This window comes from Aeromonas sp. 1HA1 (assembly GCF_029237385.1).
GTDB classification, from domain to species: domain Bacteria; phylum Pseudomonadota; class Gammaproteobacteria; order Enterobacterales; family Aeromonadaceae; genus Aeromonas; species Aeromonas popoffii.
Map to the genome: position 1 here is coordinate 33188 of NZ_JAACGC010000016.1, position 23639 is coordinate 56826.

At 57.2% G+C, this 23639-nt stretch carries 15 protein-coding genes; 11 read left to right on the top strand and 4 right to left on the bottom strand.

Annotation, left to right across the window (positions count from 1 at the left end):
• Positions 1 to 11 precede the first annotated feature (11 nt).
• A complete protein-coding gene (locus GWQ22_RS07550) occupies positions 12 to 2951 on the bottom strand; it encodes an EAL domain-containing protein (RefSeq protein WP_275929913.1) in 2940 nt (979 codons plus the stop codon).
• Positions 2952 to 3085: 134 nt separating this feature from the next.
• Between GWQ22_RS07550 and GWQ22_RS07555 the strand changes: the two genes are divergently transcribed.
• The 3 genes from GWQ22_RS07555 (at position 3086) to pbpC (ending at position 12210) form a co-directional block, all read left to right on the top strand.
• On the top strand, positions 3086 to 4756 hold the full coding sequence (locus tag GWQ22_RS07555; protein ID WP_275929914.1) for an FAD-dependent oxidoreductase: 1671 nt from the start codon (positions 3086 to 3088) through the stop codon (positions 4754 to 4756).
• A 169-nt stretch (positions 4757 to 4925) separates the two neighbouring features.
• Complete coding sequence (locus GWQ22_RS07560; protein WP_275929915.1) at positions 4926 to 9800, top strand: alpha-2-macroglobulin; 4875 nt, start codon at positions 4926 to 4928, stop codon at positions 9798 to 9800.
• 10 nt (positions 9801 to 9810) lie between these two features.
• Positions 9811 to 12210, top strand: coding sequence for a penicillin-binding protein 1C (gene pbpC / locus GWQ22_RS07565; protein ID WP_275929916.1), 2400 nt, complete (start codon positions 9811 to 9813; stop codon positions 12208 to 12210).
• Between the two features lie 114 nt (positions 12211 to 12324).
• Here the strand turns inward: pbpC and GWQ22_RS07570 are convergent, their stop codons facing one another.
• Positions 12325 to 13284 (bottom strand): hypothetical protein, encoded by a 960-nt coding sequence (locus GWQ22_RS07570; protein WP_275929917.1) that lies wholly within the window; start codon positions 13282 to 13284, stop codon positions 12325 to 12327.
• Between the two features lie 177 nt (positions 13285 to 13461).
• Here GWQ22_RS07570 and thiI point away from each other — a divergent pair, with 177 nt between their 5' ends.
• Positions 13462 to 14910: a tRNA uracil 4-sulfurtransferase ThiI gene (gene thiI, locus GWQ22_RS07575; RefSeq protein WP_042034481.1), complete on the top strand. Its 1449-nt coding sequence runs from the start codon at positions 13462 to 13464 to the stop codon at positions 14908 to 14910.
• A gap of 84 nt (positions 14911 to 14994) precedes the next feature.
• Here the strand turns inward: thiI and GWQ22_RS07580 are convergent, their stop codons facing one another.
• Both GWQ22_RS07580 and GWQ22_RS07585 read right to left on the bottom strand, forming a co-directional pair.
• Positions 14995 to 15387, bottom strand: coding sequence for a hypothetical protein (locus GWQ22_RS07580; RefSeq protein WP_042034480.1), 393 nt, complete (start codon positions 15385 to 15387; stop codon positions 14995 to 14997).
• 104 nt (positions 15388 to 15491) lie between these two features.
• The gene (locus GWQ22_RS07585) at positions 15492 to 16124 is read right to left on the bottom strand and encodes a trimeric intracellular cation channel family protein (RefSeq protein WP_042034478.1); all 633 of its coding nucleotides are present in this window, start codon (positions 16122 to 16124) and stop codon (positions 15492 to 15494) included.
• A 420-nt stretch (positions 16125 to 16544) separates the two neighbouring features.
• Here GWQ22_RS07585 and GWQ22_RS07590 point away from each other — a divergent pair, with 420 nt between their 5' ends.
• The 7 genes from GWQ22_RS07590 (at position 16545) to GWQ22_RS07620 (ending at position 23604) form a co-directional block, all read left to right on the top strand.
• Positions 16545 to 17414, top strand: coding sequence for a flagellin (locus tag GWQ22_RS07590; RefSeq protein WP_275929918.1), 870 nt, complete (start codon positions 16545 to 16547; stop codon positions 17412 to 17414).
• Positions 17415 to 17992: 578 nt separating this feature from the next.
• The gene (locus GWQ22_RS07595) at positions 17993 to 18859 is read left to right on the top strand and encodes a flagellin (protein ID WP_275929919.1); all 867 of its coding nucleotides are present in this window, start codon (positions 17993 to 17995) and stop codon (positions 18857 to 18859) included.
• Positions 18860 to 18894: 35 nt separating this feature from the next.
• Positions 18895 to 19317, top strand: coding sequence for a flagellar protein FlaG (locus tag GWQ22_RS07600; RefSeq protein WP_275929920.1), 423 nt, complete (start codon positions 18895 to 18897; stop codon positions 19315 to 19317).
• A gap of 25 nt (positions 19318 to 19342) precedes the next feature.
• Positions 19343 to 20746, top strand: a complete 1404-nt coding sequence (gene fliD / locus GWQ22_RS07605) for a flagellar filament capping protein FliD (RefSeq protein ID WP_275929921.1) — start codon at positions 19343 to 19345, stop codon at positions 20744 to 20746.
• Between the two features lie 22 nt (positions 20747 to 20768).
• Positions 20769 to 21191 (top strand): flagellar export chaperone FliS, encoded by a 423-nt coding sequence (fliS, locus tag GWQ22_RS07610; RefSeq protein WP_275929935.1) that lies wholly within the window; start codon positions 20769 to 20771, stop codon positions 21189 to 21191.
• Positions 21192 to 21253: 62 nt separating this feature from the next.
• Positions 21254 to 21514, top strand: a complete 261-nt coding sequence (locus GWQ22_RS07615; RefSeq protein ID WP_275929922.1) for a hypothetical protein — start codon at positions 21254 to 21256, stop codon at positions 21512 to 21514.
• Positions 21514 to 23604 carry a 6-hydroxymethylpterin diphosphokinase MptE-like protein gene (locus GWQ22_RS07620; RefSeq protein ID WP_275929923.1) on the top strand — a complete coding sequence of 697 codons (2091 nt, stop codon included), beginning with the start codon at positions 21514 to 21516 and terminating at the stop codon, positions 23602 to 23604. The genes GWQ22_RS07615 and GWQ22_RS07620 overlap by 1 nt, the downstream gene beginning before the upstream one ends.
• Positions 23605 to 23639 lie beyond the last annotated feature (35 nt).

Here is a 23639-nt window from a genome sequence, read left to right on the forward strand (position 1 = left end):
ATCCTACCTGTTTAGCCCGGCTGGGGCGAACCCAGCAGGCTTTCCAGGGCCCTGACCGTGAGTGGCTTACTGGTCAGGAAGCCTTGATAATGCTGGCATCCCAGCGCTTTGAGGATGGCGAGCTGCGCCTCATCCTCCACCCCTTCGGCGGTCACGGTAAAGCGGAAAACCTTGGCCAGATCCAGGATTGCCTTGACGATGGCCTTGTCCTGTTCGCTGTGCACCAGGGTCTGAATGAAGCTTCGGTCGAGCTTCACTTCATCCGCCGGCAGATCCCGCAGGTAGGCGAGCGACGAGTAGCCGGTACCGAAGTCATCGATGGAGAGCAAGAGGCCGAGATCCTTGAGTTGCCGCATCCTGGCGATGCTCTCCAGCCGGTTCTCCAGCACCACGGATTCGGTCACCTCCAGCAGCAGACGGGAGGGGGGCACTCCTGTGTCGCGCAATATGTACTCCACCTGCTGCACAAATCCTGCCGTGTGGAACTGGCGGGCGCTGACGTTGACCGACAGGTGAGGAATGGCAAAACCGCGGTTGAGCCAAAAGCTGTACTGGGCGCAGGCGGTCTTCATCACCCAGTAGCCTATGTCCTGGATGAGGCTGGTCTCCTCGGCGATGGGGATGAAGTCTCCCGGCGGTACCATGGTGCCGTCGCTGCGCTGCCAGCGTAGCAGCGCCTCTATCCCTGACAAACTGCCGTTGTCGACCCTGTATTGCGGCTGGTAGTAAAGCTGCAGCTCATGGTTGCGCAGGGCGTCGCGCAACTGGTTGTTGAGAGCCAGCTTGCTCTTCTCTTTCTGGGCCATGGCCTCGCTGAAGAACACATAGTTGCTCTGGCCGGAGCGCTTGGCCATGTGAGTGGCGGTATCGGCCTGCTGCATCAGCACCAGATGATCCTGATCTTCGTTGGAGAAGAGGCTGATCCCCACAGAGGCGCTGCAGTGCAGCTTGTGATCCTCGATGTCGAAAGGGGTACGAAACAGCCCCATCAGCTCGCGGGCGAAGTGCTCGGCCAGGATCTTGGCGGTGACATAGCCCTGACCCAGGGCGGTGAACAGCAGGGCGAACTCGTCTCCTGAAATGCGGGCCAGCACCAGGTTGTCCTGGGGCAGCCCCTTGAGCCGCTCTACCACGGCTTGCAGCAGCAGATCGCCGCAGGCGTGGCCGAGGGAGTCGTTGATCGATTTGAAGTTGTCCAGATCCACCAGCAACAGGGCACCCCACTGACCACTGGGTGCCTGCAGGGTGCGCTGCATGATGTCGTTGAGGCTGCGCCTGTTGTAGAGGCCGCACAGATCGTCGTAATAGGCGAGCTGCTCTATGTGGCGGGCGGCGTCTTTCTCTTTGGTGATGTCGTAAAAGCTGCAGACGTAATGGCTGAGCTCACCGTGCTCATCCTTGACGCCGCTCACCATCAGCCGCACCGGGAACAGATGACCATCCTGGTGCAGGCAACGCTCCTCGCCCATCCAGAACTCCTGCTCATCGACCGCCCGTCTGACATCCTCTTTCAGGTGATCGCCGTAATAGGTGGGCCGCAGCTTGATGATATGCTGGCCGATCATCGCATCATCGCTAAAGCCGGTGATGCGACCAAAGGAGCGGTTGACCTTGAGGATGATCCCCTGGTGATCCATTACCAGCAGGCCGTCGTGGGTGTTGAAGGCCACTTCCGCCAGGCGCAGGGCATCGTCGGCGGCGAGCCGCTGCAGCTCGATGGCGGCCCGCTCGTGCTGGCTGTTGAGGGCATCGAGCAGTGGCATAGGGTCGGCCAGCGGCTCGTCGAGCAGCAGGGTGAGCTGGCCCATGGGGACGCTACCCGGCCCGTGCAGGGGTATGCCGACATAGGCCCTGGCATTGAGGGCCAGCAGCTGGGCCGCCTGGGGGTAACGCAGGGGCAGGTCTTCCACATAGACAGCCTGACCGTGCTGGAACAGCTCCTGGTCGGGGCCCGGATCCATCTGTATGGGTTTGAGGACGGAGAAGGTCTCCCCCTCCAGCACGCAGCGCGGAATGATCCAGAGATCCTGGCCGCGCGGCTGGTACTCACCGACCCAGCCGATGCGGGCGCCACTGGCGGTCATGGCCCAGTGCAACAGGGCGCGACAATAGGCGATGCCGGTCAGCAGGGTCAGTTCAGTCGGCAGGGTCAGCACAGGGGTGAGCAGGGGCTCGGGGTCCGGCTGCCAGTGGCCGAGCAATTGGGCGCTGTGACGCACCAGCTGCTGCATCTCCTCGCTGAGCGGGGTGGCGTTGAGGTATTCGAGGCTCAGTACGCCGATGAGTTTTTCCTGCTCCAGCAGGGCGCCGTCGAGGCGCGAGCTGATCCCCGCACTGGCCAGATAGTAGTGCTGGCTCAGCATGGGCTGGTGCGCGGCTTCGGAGAAACTCAAAGACTTGCGGGTGCGCAGGGCGCGTATGTAGCGACTGTCACCCCGGATGGCCGAGATCCCCTCGGCACCAAGGGCAAAGACAGGGGTCAGCTGCTCGCTGCCGAGCGAGCCGTTGGCCTGATAGTGCCAAAGAATGAGGCGATCGGCCCCCAGGCTCTCCTTGAGGGCCTCCAGCATGGCGGCAAACTGCTGCTGGCTGGCCATCTGGCTCAGCCGTGGCAGCTGCAACGCCAGATCGGCGATGGGCTCCTGGCGCTGGGTCTGCAGGCAGATGAGCCAGAAGGCATCCTGCTCGTGGGAGAGGGCTATGTGCCACTGCTGGCCGGCGAAGCGCAGTACCAGTTTGCCTCCCAAGCCGCTGGCAAGGGCTTGCTCTATGGGCAGACGCAAGGCATCGGGCAACTGGGCGGGCCAGGCGCTTCTCGGCTCATCCAGCCAGTAGAGTGGGGTTTGCATCACATCGGTCAGGGCGACCAGCCGTTGGCTGCGGACATCCAGACGAAAGAACAGGGGGGGCTGGCAGGCAGGGGGAAGGTGACTGAGCGCGGTAGACGACATGAACTGGTAACATCCTGTTGAACAACTGGCGGGTGGCAAGAATACTGCAAAATCGACCTAAACAAAATTTCATTGAAATCTAAATTAGTAATAGCTAATTTAGTGGCAATCTATTGTTAACCGGAGTCTTTCTGATGAAACGGATCCTGATTGTAGGTGGTGTGGCGGGGGGAGCCTCTGCGGCGGCCAGAGCCCGTCGCCTGAGCGAAACGGCCGAGATAGTGATGTTCGAGCGGGGCGAGTTTGTCAGCTTCGCCAACTGTGGCTTGCCTTATCATATCGGTGGCGACATTCAGGACCGCTCGGCCTTGCTGTTGCAGACACCGCAAAGCTTCAAGCGCCGTTTCAACGTGGATGTGCGGGTCTTTCACGATGTGATCGACATCGACAAGGTTGGCAAGACCCTGCTGGTGCGCAACCTGCTCACCGGCGAAGAGCGGCGCGAATCTTATGATCAGCTGTTGCTGAGCCCGGGAGCGTCCCCCATTCGCCCGCCTTTCCCCGGCATCGACAGCCCCGGCGTGCATACCCTGCGTAACATTGCGGACATGGACCGCATACTGGCGGCCTTGCAGCGCGATGATCCGCACCACGTCACAGTCGTGGGGGGCGGCTTCATCGGGCTGGAAATGATGGAGGCACTGCACCAGCGCAAGCGGGATGTCACCCTGCTGGAGCTCTCCGATCAGGTGATGGCACCGGTGGACAGAGAGATGGCCAACATGCTCCATGCCCGCATCCGCGAAGAGGGGATCGACCTGCGGCTGCGCACCGGCCTCGCGTCCATCGAGATCCTGGACGGGCAGCCGGAGCAAACGGCCAGCACCGGCTTGCGGCTGACCCTGAGTGACGGCACCCGGCTCGACACCGGCCTGCTGATCCTGGCCATCGGCGTCAAGCCCGAGACTCGGCTTGCAGCACAGGCGGGTCTTGAGCTGGGACCGCGCGGCGGTATCAAGGTGGATGCCAGCATGTGCACCTCGGATCCCTTCATCTATGCGGTGGGGGATGCGGTGGAGGAGACCGACTTCGTCACCGGCGAGTCCGTGCTGATCCCGCTGGCGGGCCCCGCCAACCGGCAGGGACGCATCGCCGCCGACAACATGCTGGGCCGCAGCGAAACCTACAAGAAGACCCAGGGCACTGCCATCTGCAAGCTGTTCGATCTGGCGGTGGGCAGCACGGGTCTCAACGAGAAACGGTTGCTGCAACTGGGGCTGCCGTTCGAGAAGGCCTATGTGCATCCGGGCAGTCACGCCGGTTACTACCCGGGCGCTCACCCGGTCAGCCTCAAGCTGCTGTTTGCCCCCGATGGCAAGATCTACGGCGCCCAGGCCATCGGCAAGGACGGAGTCGACAAGCGCATCGATGTGTTGGCGGTGGCCCAGCGTGCCGGGCTGACGGTGTTTGATCTGCAGGATCTGGAGCTCACCTATGCGCCGCCATTCGGCTCGGCCAAGGATGTGATCAACATGGCGGGCTTCGTGGCGAGCAATCATCTCAAGGGAGATACCCTGCTCTGCCATACCGCCGAGGTGCAGGCCTGCCATCCCCATCAGCAGGTGCTGGATGTGCGCAATGGCCCCGAGCTCGACAAGCTGGGTCGCATCCCCGGTGCCCTGCACATCCCCCTCGATGAGCTACGCGGTCGCCTGGATGAACTGCCCAGGGAGAAAGAGCTGCTCATCAGCTGTCAGGTGGGCTTGCGTGGCCACGTGGCCTGCCGCTTGCTCAGCCAGCACGGCTTCAAGGTGAAGAACCTCTCCGGCGGTTTCAAAACCTGGCAGATGGCAGTGATGGCGTAACGGCTTCACCGACCCGCAAAACGCCGACCATCAGGTTGGCGTTTTGCTGTCTGACCGGTGGCCATTCACGCCCGATACTTTGCAATGAGTTTTGTGTCAAGCGAGTCGAATGTCTTATCCTGTTGCCTATCGCGCTGCTGTGGCAGCGATCCAATCCGGGATGGAACCCATGCGCCCCTTTGCCCCGCGTCCTGCTTCCCAGCACCTTGCTCCCATCTGGCTTGCGCCGCGCCAGCGTCGCTGGTCTGCCTTGTTATTGACCGGTCTGCTCTTGGCCGGTTGTGGTCAGGACAAGCCCACCCCGACGGTCAATGTGCCGACCGCGCAGCAAGCAGCTGGCGTACCCACGGCCGTGGTGCAGGCCAATGCCCGTCAATATCGCGATGCCCCGGCGCTGGCGCTGGTCTTCTCCGGCCCCTTGGGGCCCAAGGCAAACTGGCAGAGCTGGCTCGGGGTCAGTGAAGGGGGCAAGCAGGTGCAGGGGGAGTGGATCCTCGCCGAAGATGGTCGCACCCTCTATTTTCCGAACGTTCAGCCCGACAAAAGCTACGAGGTGAGCCTCAAGTCGGGGTTGGGGCCATCCCCCCAAAGCTGGACCCTCAAGACCCGCCCGCTGGAGGCGGGGGCCTCCTTTACCGCCAGCGGCATGGTATTGCCGCTGCGGCAGGAACTTCGCCTGCCCATCAGCGCGGTCAACGTGGACGAGGTCAACATCGATTTCTTCCGGGTCGATGCGGAATATCTGCCCCGTTTTCTGGCGGAATATCGCCCCGGCGCCGGCATGGGCAACTGGGAGCTTGAGCAGATCACCCAGCGCGCCAAGCGGGTGTTCAGCGGCCGCTACGCCCTGGAGCTCGATGCCAACCGGCGCGAGACCCGCCTTATCAATGTCAAAGAGCCGCAGCTGGCCGAGGCTGGCGTCTACTTTGCGGTGATGTCCCCCCTTGGCAACTACGACTGGCGCAAGGAGACCACCTATTTCGCGGTGAGCGACATGGGGCTCAGTGCCCGCCGTTACAGTGATCAGCTGGAGGTGTTCGTCAGCTCCTTGGCCACCGCTGACCCCCTCAAGGATGTGCAGCTCTCCCTGCTCGATGAGAAGGGCAACCGGCTGCAGGTGCAAACCACGGATCCCCAGGGCCATCGCCGCTTCGATCAGGTGCAGGGAGCTCGCCTGCTGCTGGCCGAGCAGGGCAAGCATCTGGCGGTGCTTCGCCTCGATGGGGCGGCGCTCGATCTCTCCAGCTTCGATCTCGGCACCCAGCCCTGGCAGGCCCAGCAGTTGTATCTGTTCAGCGGGCGCGACCTCTATCGCCCCGGCGAGCGGCTCGACAGCGAGATCCTGCTCAAGGGGCAGGATGGCCAGCTGCTGCCGGGCATGGCGGTGGAGCTGGAGGTGAAAGAGCCGGACGGCCAGCTGCTCGAACAGAAACGGCTGCTGCCGGACAATTTGGGCGCGGCCCACTACGGCCTGCGTCTGCCGGGCGATGCGCCGCTGGGGCGCTGGACCATCAACCTCAAGACCGCTGCTGGCAGCCGCTTTGAGTGGCCCTTTCTGGTGGAGGAGTTTTTGCCGGAGCGCTTGAAACTGCAGCTTGGCAAGGGGCCGGATGGTGAAGTGACGAGTCTGGATGCCGCTCTCGCCCTGCCGCTGCAAGGGGACTATCTCTACGGTGCGCCAGCGAGTGCCACCAAGGCCAAGGCAGAGGTGAAGTTAAGCCGCGCCACCATGCCCTTTACCCAGTGGCAGGAGTTCACCCTGGGGGACGTGCTGCTCGCCGAGCAGGCCAAGGATCTCGAGGCGCGGAGTCTCACCCTCGATGCGAAGGGGCAGGGGACTTTTTCGCTTGCTGATGAGCTCGATGGGGTGCGAGCCCTCGGGCCGCTGGAGGTTACCTATCGGGTGTCGCTCGCCGAGCCCGGTGGCCGCGCCGTCAATCGCAGTCGCACCCAGTATGGCTGGCCTGCGGGCAGCCAGTGGCCGGCACTCAAGGCCGACTTCGTGGCGGATCGGGTGGAAGGGGGCAAGCCGCTCCCCTTCCAGATCCTCAACCTCGATGAGCAAGGCCAGCCGGTGGCGGGGGCGGTGAAGGTGCGCCTTATCAACGAGTACCGCGACTACTACTGGCACTACGCCGATGGCGAGGGGTGGAAGTACGAGTTCAACAGCCAGCCTTATCTGGAGCAGGAGCAGACCCTGCAGCTGGATGGCAAGGGGCCGACTCCGCTCTCGCTGCAACTGGCGGCGGGCTGGTATCGGTTGGAGGTGGAGAACAGTCAGGGCCATCAATCGAGCCTGCGGGTGGAGATCGGCAGTTACGCCTGGGGCGGCGGTGGCGAGCAGGCGCGGCCCGACAAGATTGCCATCACCCTCGACAAGCACGCCTATCTGGCGGGCGACAAAGCCAAAGTGACGCTGGTGGCGCCACGCCCCGGCAAGGGCTTGCTGCTGGTGGAAGATGGCGACGGTCTGCGCTGGTGGCAGCGTATCGAGCTCAAGGGCGCCGATGGCGATGCCAAGGATGCCCGCGGCGAGTTCGAGATCCCGGTCAGTCCCGAGTGGCAGCGCCATGACTTGCATATCTCGGCCCAGATCGCCGCGCCAGACAGTGCCTCCAAACCGGTCAGTAGCCAGCAGGGGCAGAGCCTGCGCTCGGTTGGGCTGGTGCCGCTCACCCTGGACCGGGAAGCGCGCCGTCTGCCGCTTACCCTGAGCGCACCGGACAAAGCCGTGCCCCTTACCCGACTGGAAGTAACCGCCACTTCCACCCCCAATAGCCAAGGCCGTGTGGTGCTGGCAGCGGTGGATCGGGGCGTGCTCAATATCAGCGATTATCAACCCCTCGACCCGTTCGAGATCTTCTTTGGCCGCAAGCGCTTCGCCCAAGATTTGTTCGACAACTACGGCCAGGTGATCCCGCCGCAAGATGGCAAGCTGGCCCGCCTCAACTACGGTGGCGATCGGGCGCCGCTGAAAAAGGGAGGCGCGCTGGAGAGCCGGGTTGAGATAGCTGCGCTCTGGAGTGGCGAGGTGAGTTTTGACCAGCAGGGCAAAGCGGTGATCCCGCTCGATTTGCCTAACTTCAACGGCGAGTTGGCGCTGATGGCGCTGGCTTGGAACGAACAGCAAGTCGGCGAGGCCGAGCGCGCCATCAAGGTGGTGGCGCCCCTGGTGGCTGAAATTGGCTGGCCACGCTTTGGCGCCAGAGGCGATGAGACCCGGGCGCTGGTGCAGCTGCGCAACATGAGCGGCGAGGATCAGACTCTCTCCCTTGCCTGGACCCTCAACGGTGGGCTCAAGGCAAACGGCGAGCTGCCCGGCACCCTGGCTCTTAAAAATGGCGAAGAGCAGTGGCTGACCCTGCCGCTCACCGTGATCGGGGCGAGCGGTGTTGCAAGCCTGCAGTTGGCGGCCAGCGGCAAGGATTTTGCCATCAGCCGCGACTGGACTTTGCCGCTGCGCTCCCCCTGGCCGGCCGAGACTCGCCAGCGCTACCAGATGTTGGCTCCTGGTCAGCAGATGAGCTTTGCGCCAGCTGAGCTGGCCGGGCTGGATCGCGCCAACCTGCAGGGGCTGCTCAGCCTCTCCGGCACCCCGCCCTGGGATCCGGCTGCCCAGTGGCAGGCGCTGGCCGACTACCCCTACGCCTGTCTGGAGCAGACCCTGTCACGGGCCTGGCCTTACTTGCTGACCACGGCGGATGAGCGGGCCGCCTGGAGCAAACCCGCAGAGGGCAAGAAAGCGGCGAGTGAGGCGGATGTGCAGCGCGCCCTGCTGCAACGACTGCAGCGGTTGCAATTGCCAAGCGGCGGCTTTGGCCTCTGGGATGGTCGCTCCGACGAGGAGCAGTGGCTCACCGCTTATGCCGCTGACTACCTGCTGGCGCGCAAGGAGGTGGGCGACGCTGTGCCGGAGGCCATGCTCAATCAGGCGCTAAACCGGCTGCAAAGCTATCTCACCGACAGCCAGTACGGCGAGCGCTGGAGCGGTGCCCCCGAGCATAGCCGGTTGGCCTATCAGGCCTACAGCGCCTATGTGCTGGCCCGGGTGGGCAAGGCGCCGCTGGCTACCCTGCGCCTTATCTGGGAGCAGCAAGCCGATCACGCCCGCTCCGGTTTGCCGCTCTTGCACCTCTCGCTGGCCCTCTCGGCCATGGGGGATGAGCAGACCGCCGCCAAGGCCCTCAGCCGGGCGCTAGGGACCGAGCGGGGTGACGACTATCTGGGGGATTACGGTTCGCCGCTGCGCGATCAGGCCCTTGAGCTCTCCTTGCTGCGTCAGTACAAGCTGGCTTTGGATCGCTGGCCTGCTCTCAGTGCCAAAGTGGCCGACACCTTGGCTCACCGTCAGTGGCTCAGCACCCAGGAGCGGCTCGCCCTGTTGCGACTTGCCCGCGTTGACCCAGGCCTAGACTGGCAGGCAAAGGTCGCCTCATCCCTGGGCAGTGGATCCCTGAGCGGTTCGGCCGCCTTGCAGCTGGGCGCCCCCGAGGCGCTGGCGGCCAGTGCGGTCACCAACGAGGGCAAGGGATCCCTCTATGTGCAGCGCACTCTGATCGGCTACCCCGAACAGGCGCCGGCACGGGTCAGCAAGGGAATGAGTGTGACCCGCAGCTGGTTTAACAGCGAGGGTCAGCCGTTTGATCCCGCCAAGGTAAAGGTCGGCGATCTGGTGGTGGTGCGGCTCAATGTCAGCAGCAAATCGGCGGTGCCCGATGCCCTGCTGGTGGAGATGGTGCCGGCCGGTTTCGAGCTGGAGAATCCGGCCCTTGGCAACAGCATCAAGCTCGAAGAGCTCTCCATTGAGGGGAAACCGGCGTGGCAGAGCGAGTGGAACGACTATCTCAAGCATCAGGAGTTTCGCGACGACCGCTACACGGCGGCGCTGGATCTGAGCGAGGGGAGCAACCAGCAGCTGGTCTACCTGATGCGGGCGGTGACGCCGGGTCGCTATCAGGTGCCACCGACCCAGGTGGAGGATATGTACCGACCCGAGCTGCGGGCTGTGGGGGAGGATATTCACGAGGTAACTATCTCTGAGTAGCTGGCGCTTTATGAGTCGCAGACGCCCTCTGCGTAACGTACCCCCCCTTGAGCGGGGCCACCTGCTCACTTTCTGGCAGCGCGGCTGGCTGAGCTTGGTTCGCAGTGGCCGCGCTGGCTGGCGCTGGCTTGGCCGTCTGCCACGCTGGCTGCGTTTCTCGGGGCTGGGAGCTGTCGCCCTGTTCCTGTCGCTGCTGGCGCTGGATCGTATTTTCCCGCCGCCGCCACTCGACCCTGCCTACGCGCGGGTGGTGCTCGACATGAAGGGGAGGCCACTGCGCGCCTTTGCCGACACCAGCTGCGTGTGGCGTTACCCCGTGACGCTGGATCAGGTCTCCCCCCGCTATATCGAGGCGCTGCTGGGCTACGAGGATCGCCATTTCTGGCGCCATCCCGGGGTCAATCCGGTGGCCATGGTGCGCGGAGTCTGGCAATGGCTGCGCTACGGGCGCGCCGTCTCGGGCGGCTCGACCCTCACCATGCAGGTGGCGCGCCTGATCGAGCCCTATCAGAGGTCGATACCCGGCAAGCTGCGCCAGATGGCGCGTGCGCTGCAGCTGGAGTGGCACTACGACAAGCGCACCCTGCTCACCGTCTACCTCAACCGGGCTCCCTTTGGCGGCAATCTGGAAGGGGTGCAGGCAGCCAGTTTTGCCTATCTTGGCAAGAGCGTGGCCAAGCTGACTTATGCCGAGGCGGCGCTGTTGGCGGTGCTGCCGCAGGCCCCCAGCCGCAACCGACCAGATCGCCATCCCGAGCGGGCCCGCGCCGCCCGCGACAAGGTGATGCAGCGACTGGTGGCACAGGGGGTCTGGCCCGAGCAGGCGTGGCAGGAGGGACGCATCGAGCCTGTGCTGGCTCGCGGCCATTTCACCCCGATGGAGGCGCCGTTGTTTGCTCGTCTGGCCGCCGACAGCCAGCCGGGCGCCCTGGTGCACACTACGATTGATGGCGATCTGCAGCGTTGGCTGGAGACGCGGGTGGCGAGCTATATCCGCCGCTTCCCCGAGCAGACCTCTGCTGCGCTGCTGCTGGTGGACAACCGGACCATGGCGGTGCGCGCCTATGTGGGCAGCGCCGAGTATGGCAATTTGCGCCGCCACGGTTATCTCGACATGGTGCAGGCTATCCGCTCCCCCGGCTCCACCCTCAAGCCCTTTATCTACGGTCTGGCGATGGATGAGGGGTTGGTGCACTCGGCCTCCCTGCTCTCCGACGCGCCAAGGTTGGGCTCGGATTATAGACCCGCCAACTTTTCCGGCGCCTTTCAGGGGCCGGTGACCCTCACTCAGGCATTGCAGCAATCCCTCAACGTGCCGGCGGTGCAGGTGCTGGAGGCGCTTGGGGCCGACAAACTGGTCAGCCGCCTCGACAACGCCGGGGTGCGGCTGGCGCTCTCCGACAAACCCAATCCGGCCATTGCATTGGGGGCGGCAGGCATTCGGCTCGAGCAGCTGGTGGCACTCTACAGCGCGCTGACCCGTGAGGGGCAGGTGGCGATGCCGGTCTGGCTGGCGGGGCAGCAGGCGGTGCCCCGCCCCTTGCTGAGCCCGGGGGCGGCCTGGATCATCTGGCAGATCCTGAGTGCGCAGGGGCGCTCGGATCAGCCCTTTGCCAGCGAGGCGACCGGTCGGGTCAACCGACTGGCCTGGAAGACCGGCACCAGCTACGGCTATCGCGACAGCTGGGCGATGGGGGTCTCAGGTCGCTGGACTATTGGCGTCTGGCTGGGGCGCCCCGATGGTACCCCCTTGCCCGGTTTTTACGGCCAGAGTGCGGCGGTGCCGCTGCTGCTCTCGGTCTACTCGCGGCTGGCTGACAACAGCCCCCTGCCGGTGCAGCCCAATACGGTGAGCGAGACCGAGATCTGCTGGCCGCTGGGGCGCAAGGCGAGTTCGACGCTGCCTGAGGTCTGTCTCCAGCGCCAGAGCGCCTGGTTGCTGGAAGCGCGTGATCCCCCCACCTTGCCCGACCCCATGGATTGGCCCTCTCCGCTGCGCCAAGTTGCACTGACCGCCGAGGGCAAGCCGACCCTGGCCCGCTGCCAGGATGCGGCGCAAGCCGGCTTTCGGGCGCTTTGGCCCTTGTCACTGGAACCCTGGCGCAAGCCCGGTGAGCGGCGACAGGCATTGCTGGCCAGCGGTTGTGCGGGGGAGGAGCAAAGCGCTGAGCTGCAAGCCCCCATTCGCATCGTCGCGCTGGGGGAGGGCAACCTTATCCGCAGCCAGCGCTATCGCCTGCAACCCAAGGTGCTGGGTGGCGTCGGCAAGCCGTTCTGGTTTCTCAATGGCCAGCGGCTGCGCTGGGACGGGGATCAGGTACTGAGCGAGGCGGGGCGTTACCAGCTGGTGGTGGTGGATGAGGCGGGCAACAGCGATAGAGTCGAATTTCGGCTGGAGAACCCCTCCTGAGAGGGCGACGGGTTCGCGCTGGCCGAGCGCCAGAATATTGACGGCGCCTCATGTCACCAAGACGGGATCAGGCTTTGAGCTGATCCCGTTGGGCCATATGGGCTGCCGGTTGGCTCAGGATTTGACTTGCCCCAACCGGGTGAAGAAGTGCTGGCTCTTGCGCTGGTGAAAATGACTCTTCTTGATGGGATGGAAGATCAGGCGGCTCTTTGGGTGGCTCGCCTTGAGCTGATGGATCATCGCCATGGCAGGCAGGCCTGTGCTGACCAGGGTGGTGAGCGGCAGGCTGTGGGTCTCTGGTCCCAGCAGCTGATTGAACCCCTGTTGTGCTTGCTCGAAACGGGTCAGAGCCGTCGGGTCGGCATAGCCACTGCCGAGCATGGTGAGCATGGCATCGAAGGCTTGATGGAACTCGGCCAGTTGCTGGCGAAAACCGCTGCGAGCACGCAGGGTAATCAGCTCGGCAAACGGGATGTCGCTAAGGTGAGTAGGCACTTGCAATGGTATCTCGAGGTGGAAGCAATCCTGCCCGCCCCGGTTGTGGTAGCGAGACTCCAGCAGGTGCAGCAGGCGGTCGAGATAGTCGTGATCCGTGATGAGCGCACCCTCATTGGCGAGTGCCCATTCACGGGCGAGGCGCATGGAGAGCAGATTGGCAAAGCGTCGCGCCATCCTGACCCCTCCCTCATCCGACGTGGCAAAGCCGTGGGCGAGGCAAAAGCTGTGTAGCCGCTCAAGACCGGCCTGAGCGGGGCAGAAGCAGTCGTGGTTGGTAGGTTGGCGCCAGCGAGTGATGAGCGCCTTGTTGCCAAACACCTTGTGGCGGACAAAATCGGGGGCGACAAGGCCGCTGATCTGGCTCTCCAGCTGCGGGGTGATGTCTGCAAAGAAGCTTGGCTCAGGCCGCTTTGCCAGCAGATCGGTCTGCTCTTCCAGGGTATGGAGCAGGACGGTGAGGCTGCTCTGTTCACTGACGGTAAAGACGAAGGCGAGTCGCTCCAGATAGAGCAGGGCAAACTTGAGCCAGAGCTCGTCGCGAACCTCCATGCCGGGGTAGTAGATAAAGGTCTTCATCGAATCTGTCTGTTGTCAGGGGGTGGCCAGGGCGCAGGTTTGGGAATATACGCAAGATTGCCGCCGCGTCGCAAACGTTGCATGAGGGAATGTGAGTAAACGTGCATCCAGTAGGCGCTGGCTACAAAGTTCTGATATAATTCGCGCCCTTAAATCAAGGCCACCCGAGTCAAAACCATGAAGTTCATTATCAAGCTGTTCCCGGAAATCACCATCAAGAGCAAGTCAGTTCGCCAGCGCTTCACCAAAATGTTGCAGGGCAACATTCGCAACGTGTTGCGCCGCTTCGACGAAGACGCCCGCGTACGGATGGATTGGGACAAGCTGGTAGTGAGCTCTCGCAACGATCAGTTCCACGCCCAGTATCTGGAGACGCTCAGTTGTATTCCTGGCATCCAGTACTTCCTCGAAGTGAAACTGAGCAACTTCACCGACCTGCACGATATCTTCGAGCAGACCCGCGCCGTCTGGGGCGATCGCCTGAAAGGCAAGACCTTCTGCGTGCGTGCCCGCCGTGTCGGCAAGCACGACTTCAGCTCGCTGGAGCTGGAGCGTTATGTAGGGGGGGGCCTTAACCAGCATTGCGAAACCGCCGGTGTGCGCCTGAAAAAGCCTGACATCCAGGTCAACCTGGAAGTGGAAAATGACGAGCTCTACATCATCAGCGCCGTCCACCACGGCATGGGGGGCTTCCCCATGGCGACCCAGGAAGATGTGCTGAGCCTGCTCTCCGGTGGCTTCGACTCGGGTGTCGCCTCCTACCAGTTCATCAAGCGCGGTTGCCGGGTGCACTACTGCTTCTTCAACCTTGGCGGTGCCGCCCACGAGATCGGCGTCAAACAGGTGGCCTATTACCTGTGGAACAAGTTTGGCGCTTCCCACAAGGTGCGCTTCACCGCCATCGATTTTGAACCCGTGGTTGCCGAGATTTTGGAGAAGGTGGATAACGGTCAGATGGGGGTGGTGCTAAAGCGGATGATGATGCGCGCCGCCGGTCATGTGGCCGACTACTTCCAGATCCCGGCACTGGTGACAGGCGAGTGCGTGGGTCAGGTGTCCAGCCAGACTCTGACCAACCTGAACGTCATCGATCGGGTGACCGACAAGGTGATCCTGCGCCCGCTCATCACCTGGGACAAGCCGGACATCATCAGTGAAGCCCGCCGCATCGGCACGCTGGAGTTTGCCGAGACCATGCCGGAGTATTGCGGCGTCATCTCCAAGAAGCCAACCATCAAGGCTGTGCTGTCCAACATCGAGGCGGAAGAGGCCAACTTCGACTTCGCCATCCTGGACAAGGTGGTGTCCGAGGCCCGTTACCTCGATATCCGCCGCATCGGTGAAGAGACCGCCGCTGAAGTGCAAGAGGTCGAAACGACTCAAGTGCTGGGCGCTGATGAGGTGATCCTGGATATCCGTTCCAGTGATGAGCGAGACGAGAAGCCGCTGGTGGTGGAAGGACGTGAGGTGCTGCACCTTCCTTTCTTCAAGCTGGCCACCGCCTTTGGTGATCTGCCCAGGGAGAAGACCTATCTGCTCTACTGCGATCGCGGCGTGATGAGCAAGCTGCAGGCGCTCTATCTGAAAGAGAAGGGCTTTGACAACGTCAAGGTGTACCGCCCATAACGGCACGCGCTTCCCATAAAAAATCCGGCCAATGTGCCGGATTTTTTTATGTCACTCTGATTGTGTTCTAACGTCGCACGCGGCTCAGGGGCAGGGGACGGGTGTAAAGGTCGATTGCCCCTGACAGCGCCAGCCCATTTCGGCTTGCCGCATCTGCCACAGGTTGTTGCTGCGAAACAGGGTCAGGATGTAGATCATGTCGCTCTTGTTGCCATCGAGGGCCACCGAGAGCACCAGATCGTTGTCCAGTTGTTGTGCCTGGATACGACTGGGTATGTCGCTGTGGCCGACAAAACGCAGTGCCACTTCACGATAATCGTTGACCCAGGTTTGCTGGGCAGTGTTTGCTTGGCGGATCTGCAGGTTGAACTGCTGTACCGGGGTAGAAGCCAGTCGTCCGAACAGTATCTGTGCATCGGCTTGCGCCGTTGCCACATTCATCAGTAACAGGGAAGTGATGAGCCCAAGTTTTTGCATGAGGGATTCCGGCTTACAACGACTGGATCGTATGACAACAGAAAAGCTTGCTTGGTTCAACGTAACTCGGCCGGGAGTGCGACACAGCGCCCCCGGCCTGGATATCAATGGCGTTGCAACGAGAAGGTGGGCAGTGACAGGTGCCAGTAGATGGCGGCAACCCGTAAACCAAACACGGCCGTCATGCAGATGAGCATGGCGGTGACCCTGTCCATATTGACCTCAAGCGCCAGGGTATAGAGGATGCCTCCCAGGATGCAGGCGGTGGCATAGATCTCTTTTTGCAGCACCATGGGTACTTCCCGGGCCAAGACATCCCGGATCATGCCACCGGCCACCCCTGTCATGGTTCCCATGATCACGGCAATCAGGCCGGGGGAACCAAAGTTGAGGGCCTTCTGGGTGCCGATCACGGTGAAGAGGGCCAGCCCGAAGGCGTCTGCCACCGGCAGCACATACCAGGGCATGCGACGGGGCAGCTTGACCATCCACATCCCGATCAGCGCTGTGGCGATGACGATCCAGATATAGAGGGGGTCGCGCACCCAGAACACAGGGGTGGCCCCCAGGATCATGTCACGTATGGTGCCGCCGCCGATGGCGGTGACGGCTGCCAGCACCATGACGCCGAAGCCATCCATCCTGAGCCGCCCCGCAACCAGCACGCCCGAAAACGCGAATACCGCAGTACCAAACATGTCGCTGATGTAAACAATCTGCTCAACCAGTGTCTGCATGGAGAACAACTCACGTCCAATTGTTGATGGGGCCGCGATTTTAGGGGCTGGGCCAGCATCTGACCAATGGCGGCCTGCAAAAGTGGGAGCCAGACCCAGTTTTTGCAGGCGGGATACGGGGTGAGCAGAGGGGAAGTGGCTGCTGGCTTGAGGCGGGAGCCGAAGCTGACAAGGGGCAGGACGTCTCATGACCCTCTGTCTATGCCTGCATCCCGCTGATAAGGGGGACTTTTTGAATTTTTCGCTTAAGTCCTGCGAGAGTGTGCCGATAAATAGGGTAAGCGGCGTTAATGCGATGAAGCGTTAAAAATAATGCTAAAGACATCGAAAAAGAGGCCGTTAAATAAGACGCATCGGACATGAAAGACAATAAAGTTCGAGCAAATTAGATAGCAAATTTAATAGCTTAGGAGAATAGTTATGGCCATGTATATCAACACCAACGTTTCATCGCTCAACGCTCAGCGTAATATGACGAACTCGACCAAATCATTGGATACTTCTTATACCCGTTTGGCATCTGGTCTGCGCATCAACAGCGCAAAAGATGATGCCGCCGGTCTGCAAATATCCAACCGTCTGACCTCTCAGATCAACGGGCTGGATCAAGGTAACCGCAATGCCAACGATGGTATCTCTCTGGCGCAAACTGCCGAAGGGGCCATGGATGAAGTGACAGGTATGCTGCAGCGGATGCGCACCTTGGCTCAACAATCTGCCAACGGTTCCAACTCAGCAAAAGATCGTGAAGCCCTGCAAAAAGAGGTGGATCAGCTGGGTGCGGAGATCAACCGTATTGCCGGTGCGACAACGTTTGCTGGTACCAAGCTGCTCGACGGTTCATTCGGTGGTACCTTCCAGGTCGGTGCTGATGCCAACCAGACCATTCGTTTCAGCCTGTCCCAGAAAGATGGGTTCAGCATATCAGGGATTGCTACTGTAGCTGGTAAAGCAGCTATCTTCGTCAGTGGTTCAACCGCGAAGGGAATAGACGTAAGTACTCAAACCAAAGCCCAGGATGTATTGGGGGCAGTTGATGCCATGTTGGAGGTGGTTGACGGCAAGCGCGCTGAGTTGGGGGCGGTACAGAACCGGCTGGATTCGACCATTCGTAACCAAGCCAATATCTCGGAGAACGTATCAGCTGCCCGCTCCCGTATTCGTGATGCGGACTTTGCCACCGAGACCGCCAATATGACCAAACAAAACATTCTGCAGCAGGCTGCATCCAGCGTTCTGTCACAAGCCAACCAGCGCCCGCAGGCTGCACTCCAACTGTTGCAGGGCTAACAAAAGAAAACAGGGCGGTTGTTCAGGCCGCCCTGGTCAAGAGATGGAACAAAGGGGTGTTCGGGTTAGCACTCTGTTCTATCGGGAGAGAATAAATTCTCTACTAGTAAAGCCAAGTGTTGTCCAGCTGTTCAGTTCTGTCACGCTTGGTCGTATTCTCCTGAGCATATGCTCATTTTAGGCCGGATTTTCCGGCCTCTTTTTATTGTGCCGTCAAATTGACGCCACTCCATCATATCAAGCACAAACCGTGCCAAAACCAACCTCTCCTATGTGTTAGTCGTCATGGTGACTGACGTTACATGGCGAGTTTTCTGATGCCTGTGATTTGCCGCTGGCCGGATAAAACTTGCCGCCTTCGGCAATTATTTTCCTAAAGCTTGTGTTCATGCGGCCGTTACATAAAGTGAAGCAATCGAGGGGTGTTCGGAATCCAACGTTTGCACTACTGCGGGTGGCCTGTTCGTTCAAACAGACACCCGCCAGAAGACACAGGATTGTTCAACCTGTTCTTCTAACGGTGGGACGTCGCTTTGGCGGCGCAACCCGCAGTCGCATGTTCTTCGGGAGATTTTATTATGGCCATGTTTATCAACACCAATACTTCATCACTGAACGCCCAGCGTAACCTGATGAATACCAGTAAATCCTTGGATACCTCATATACTCGCCTGGCATCTGGTCTACGCATCAACAGTGCCAAGGACGATGCGGCAGGTCTGCAAATATCAAACCGCTTAACCTCACAAATCAACGGTCTGGATCAGGGTAACCGTAATGCCAACGATGGTATCTCGTTGGCGCAAACAGCGGAAGGGGCCATGGATGAGGTGACCGGCATGCTGCAGCGGATGCGCACCCTGGCCCAGCAATCTGCCAACGGTTCCAACTCTGCCAAAGATCGTGAAGCCCTACAAAAAGAGGTGGATCAGCTTGGTTCAGAGATTAACCGGATCTCAAAAGATACCACCTTTGCGGGCACCAAACTGTTGGATGGGTCTTATGGTGGAAAATTTCAAGTTGGTGCTGATGCCAACCAGACCATCGGTTTCAGCCTGTCCCAGAAAGATGGGTTCAGCATATCAGGGATTGCTACTGTAGCTGGTAAAGAAGCTATCTTCGTCAGTGGTTCAACCGCGAAGGGAATAGACATAAGTACTCAAACCAAAGCCCAGGATGTATTGGGGGCAGTTGATTCCATGTTGGAGGTGGTTGACGGCAAGCGCGCTGAGTTGGGGGCGGTGCAGAACCGGCTGGATTCGACCATTCGCAACCAGTCCAATATTTCGGAGAACGTATCAGCGGCCCGTTCCCGCATTCGTGATGCGGACTTTGCCACCGAGACCGCAAATATGACCAAGAACAACATTCTGCAGCAAGCGGCCTCAAGCGTGTTGGCCCAAGCTAACCAGCGTCCTCAGGCTGCCTTGTCTCTGCTCGGCTAATGATGGACAGTGCTGATTGAAATGGGAGAAGTAAGATGACAACTGAACTCGGTAATGTGTCATCTGCCAATGGTGCTTCCTTACAGCTAAGTGATAAGAGCGGCCAAGTGGCCGCTCAACTGCTTTCTGGTTTAGTGGAAGAACCTGGTGTTGCACTGCAGAAAAATCAGGATGTGGCAAAAACTGATCGCCAGCCGGTACAAAGCCAAGCAGAGATTGAAAAACAGGTACAAAATTTGCAGGAGTTTGCCCTGCAGCAAGGGTGGACCGTTAATTTCAGCATGGAGCAAGACCTGGGACAGGTGGTGATCAAGGTGGTTGACTCGGACACCCGATCCGTTATAAGGCAAATTCCGAGTGAAGAGCTGCTCGCAATTCACAAGCGGATCCAGGCCTTGCGTCAGGGAGATGCGGGCGCTAATCCGAAACTTGGCCTGTTGCTAGATAGTGAAATTTAAATCGAACAAATGAGGAAACGATAACATGGCAATTACCTCTGCCGGTGCTGGTTCTCAACTTGATCTCGAGAGTGTGATTGCGGCCAGTGTGGCGGCTAAAAAAGCACAGTTACAACAACCGATCATCAAAAAACAAAACAGTACCCAGATCGCGATCTCTGGTATTGGTCAGCTAAAATCATCCCTGACCACCTTCACTGATATTCTCGATACATTGAGCAAACCTGGCGCTTTCAACAAACGTGCTATCAATATCACCCAAGATAAAGATAACCCGGTGATGAAAGTAGAGAGTAAAAGTGGTGGCTCAAATGGCCAGTATAATGTCACCGTAAAAAAATTAGCGACCACCAGTCGCCAAGAAGGTCTCTTTGATAGTTCAACAACGGCACTGATTACCCAAGATGGTCAACTGACGTTCAAAGCTGGTGATAAAGAGTTCAAAGTTGATGTTAAAGCTGGGGATACCCTGCAAGATATTCGCAAGAGTATTAACAGCAACAGTGATAACTTTGGGTTAAGTGCCAATATTGTTAACACCGCAGATGGTAAAGCAAAATTAATTATTGATTCAGGTGTCTCTGGGGATGGTAAGGATCTTACTATCACCGGCAATACATCAGAGCTTGGAATGTTTTCGATTGGAGAGCCAGGTAGTGTCATGAGTCAGACACAGGCCGCGAGCAGTGCTGAAATTCAGATTGATGGTAATAAGCTTAAAAGTGATACCAATGTTTTTGATGACTCTATACAGGATCTCAAACTTACTGTGCTACGCGTATCTGATGAAGATAGCAGCGGTGGGCTCAAATCTAACAAAGTAGATATATCCACCGATAAGTCTTCAATTGAAGATATGGTGAAACAGTTTATCGATGGCTATAACGCACTTCAGGACAAGATGGATGAGCTGGGCAAGCGAAACAGTATTGTCGGTGGTGTTAGACAAGATGACGGTGGGGCTCTAGCTGGTGATGCAAGTACACGGACAATCAGTAGCTTTATGGCTAATACCATCACTGGAAAAACAGGTTCGAGTACAACATATTCAAGTATTTTCGAAATCGGTATCAAAATGGATAATAAGGGTAAGTTATCTCTAGATAAAGAGAAGTTTGGCCAAGCAGTGGATAAAAATTTCGATCAGGTAGTGTCCTTATTTGGTGGTGATGATGGTCTTGCTGGTACTTTGAATAAAGGACTTAAAGAGTATACCAAGTCAGGCGGTATGTTGGCTGAACGCACAGATACGCTTAATGCGGACTTACGCAGTTTGAATCAAAAGCAGACAACATCAAATGCTCAACTGGTTAAGTATGAAGCATCACTGCGTGCACAATACGGTAGTCTGGATGTGTTACTAGCTAAAATGAATAACTCCGCATTAGCGTTGAAGTCATTACAGATTAACAATAACAATAACAGATGATTATTATTAGAGGTAGCATATGATGTACCAACGTAATCTAAAAGCATATAAAGCAACCAGTATTGCGGCTGATCTTGCTGTTGCAGATCCACATCGTGTTATTCAACTCATGATGCAAGGATTTTTAGAAAGGTTGGCTCAATCTAAAGGCGCGATAGAGCGTGGTGACATGGAAGCAAAATCTATTGCAGTTTCTAAAGCTCAGGGACTATTACATGGATTACAGGATGCGCTAGATATGAGTCAGGGGGCGATTGCTGAATATTTATACAAACTCTATGCATATATGGATGAGCGCATTTGGGATGCCAGTCTGGCACGGGATGTCGCTCCCCTCGATGAGGTTATGGCACTGATGGTGACGATCAAGTCTGCTTGGGATCAATTGCCGGAAGCCGAAAAGCAGCAGGGCTATCAGATGCGAAAAAAGTTGGGTGAGCTGTGAGAGTCACCCTTACCTCCCTCGATGAGGCATTACAGGATAATCTCTACTTGATAGAGGGTCTATTGCAACAGCAGCAATATGATGAGGCTGTACTGTGCATGGATCAACGATTGGCCCTGATAGATCAGTTGGCGCAACTGGCCAAAGAGCGCCCAATGCAACAGCAGGCAGTTTCGGAATTGGCCGCTACACTGTCCATTCAAGAAGAAAGGCTGAAAGCTTTAACTGTCAGCTATCATCAAAATGTTTTTAATAAGCTGGTTCACGTCGGGAAAGGTAACAAGGCTGGACAGGCCTATAACCTGAATAGCAAGGAGTTCTGATGTCGGTCAATATTGATGCTGTGCTGGTAAAAGCCGAGCAGGAAATGCGGAGACTTCAACAACAAGCAGAGCAAGAAGCCGCCATGATGGTCGCATTGCCGCTTCGTTTTACACAGAACATAGAGGCCTTTCGGAAATATATTCCTCACATCTCTGATATGTATGAGGTTTATTCTCCTAGACGTCCATTCAGGTTTTTTTGTAATGAAAATGGTCAACCAAATCTTAAATGGCTTGACGATGACGTTGCCATTTATGGGGCTGAACCCTATCTCAGTTGTGAGACACTCGTGAATGAATTCATGGATAAGGGGGCATTATCAAAATTTTCTTTCCATCAGGAAGCGAACCCAATGGGTTCCATCCATGTTGAACACCTCAATAATCTCACTATTTATAAGGATGAGGTATCATCACAAGCTGAGCTCCTTATTAAAGTACCAGATCAAGTTCCCTGTGCATTGATCTTTGGGGTTGGTTTAGGCTATCACCTTGGTTATCTTTATGAGCGTTGCAAAATTAGCTCGTTGTTCTTGTTTGAGCCAGACCTGGATTTATTCTACGCTTCATTGTTCTGCTTCGATTGGGCTCCACTGCTAGCCTATTTGTATCAGGAGAATCTGGGGTTGCACATTCTGTTAGGACAGGATGAAAAAAGTATTGTCAGAGATTTTTCATCGGCGGTTAGTTCTCGAGGCTCTTTCTTGGTTGCAAATGCTTTTACTATGTGGGGGTATCAAAACGATAAAATAAATGAACTTATGAAAACGGTACAGCAGCAATATTATCTGTTAGTGATGGGGTGGGGTTTTTTTGATGATAGCCTGATCGCACTTTCCCATTCTATGCGTAATATTGAACGTGGTGTACCATTTTTTAAGAAAAATAAAAAAATATCGCAAAAACACCAAAACGTACCAGTGTTTATTATTGGCAGTGGTCCATCACTTGATGAGTCATTACCTTTTATTAAAGAGAATAAAGAACGTGCCATTTTGATATCTTGTGGTAGTGCTATATCGGCTTTGCATAAGCATGGGATAACGCCAGATATAGAAGTTCAAATCGAACGAACCAAAGCAGTGTATGATTTCATGGTTAATTTGGATGACCCTGAATTCTTACAAGATATTTTATTTTTGAGCACTGATGTCGTCCATCCAGACTGTTCAACCCTGTTCAAGAAAACAGTTCTTGCGTTCAAGAGTAATGAACCAGGGGTGATGATGTGCCAAACATATTTTTCTGCCGCCAAAGATTTTTCCGCTTGGCAGGCAGTTAATCCCTTTGTTGGTAATATCGGCGTTCATGCACCTATACAGCTTGGATTTAAAAGTCTATATCTGTTTGGTTTAGATAACGGTTATAAGGATAAGAATCACCATCACGCTAAGTCTAGTGCATATTATAATAATGAACTAAATGCTAAGATCTTGACTGATTTGGTGTGTAGCAACAATGAACGACAATGTGAGGCTAATTTTGGTGGTGTTGTCATAAGTAATGTGATGTATGATACCTCGAGGAGTATCATTGAAGATGTATTGGCTATCAATAAAGATGTACATTGTGCCAATTGTAGTGATGGTGCCAAAATATCGGGGGCTAGATCTGTTCCCGCCGATGACATCGTACTATGTCAGCCTATTGATAAGGCAGCTATTCTGCATGAAATAACCAATCACCTCTGTGCCCCTTTGTACCTACCAGTGCAGGATTTTAAAGCATTACTTGATGTTGATTTCTTCAATTATGTTGTCGATAAGATAATAGGTGAATGGCAACATGATTTTTTATCTAGAAATGAGATAAATCAATTGATGCTAAGGCACTTCGGTTATCTTTCTCAGATATCTACAACTAAAAATAATATAATCGCACAAATGTTGAATGGCTCGATGAATCATATGTTCGCTATGTTGAGTTCCATTCTTTACTTGTTTGAAGAGGAAGCAAAAGCATTAACTATGATGAAACCTGCAATCGAGCTCTGGTTAGGTTTTCTGAAAAAAGCAAAAGATATGTATCCCAAGGCACTTGATAGTGTAGATATGGTTGATAATGCAATAGTTAATTTATATAAAAAATAAATATATAGTGACGGGATGAACTAAAAATATCATCA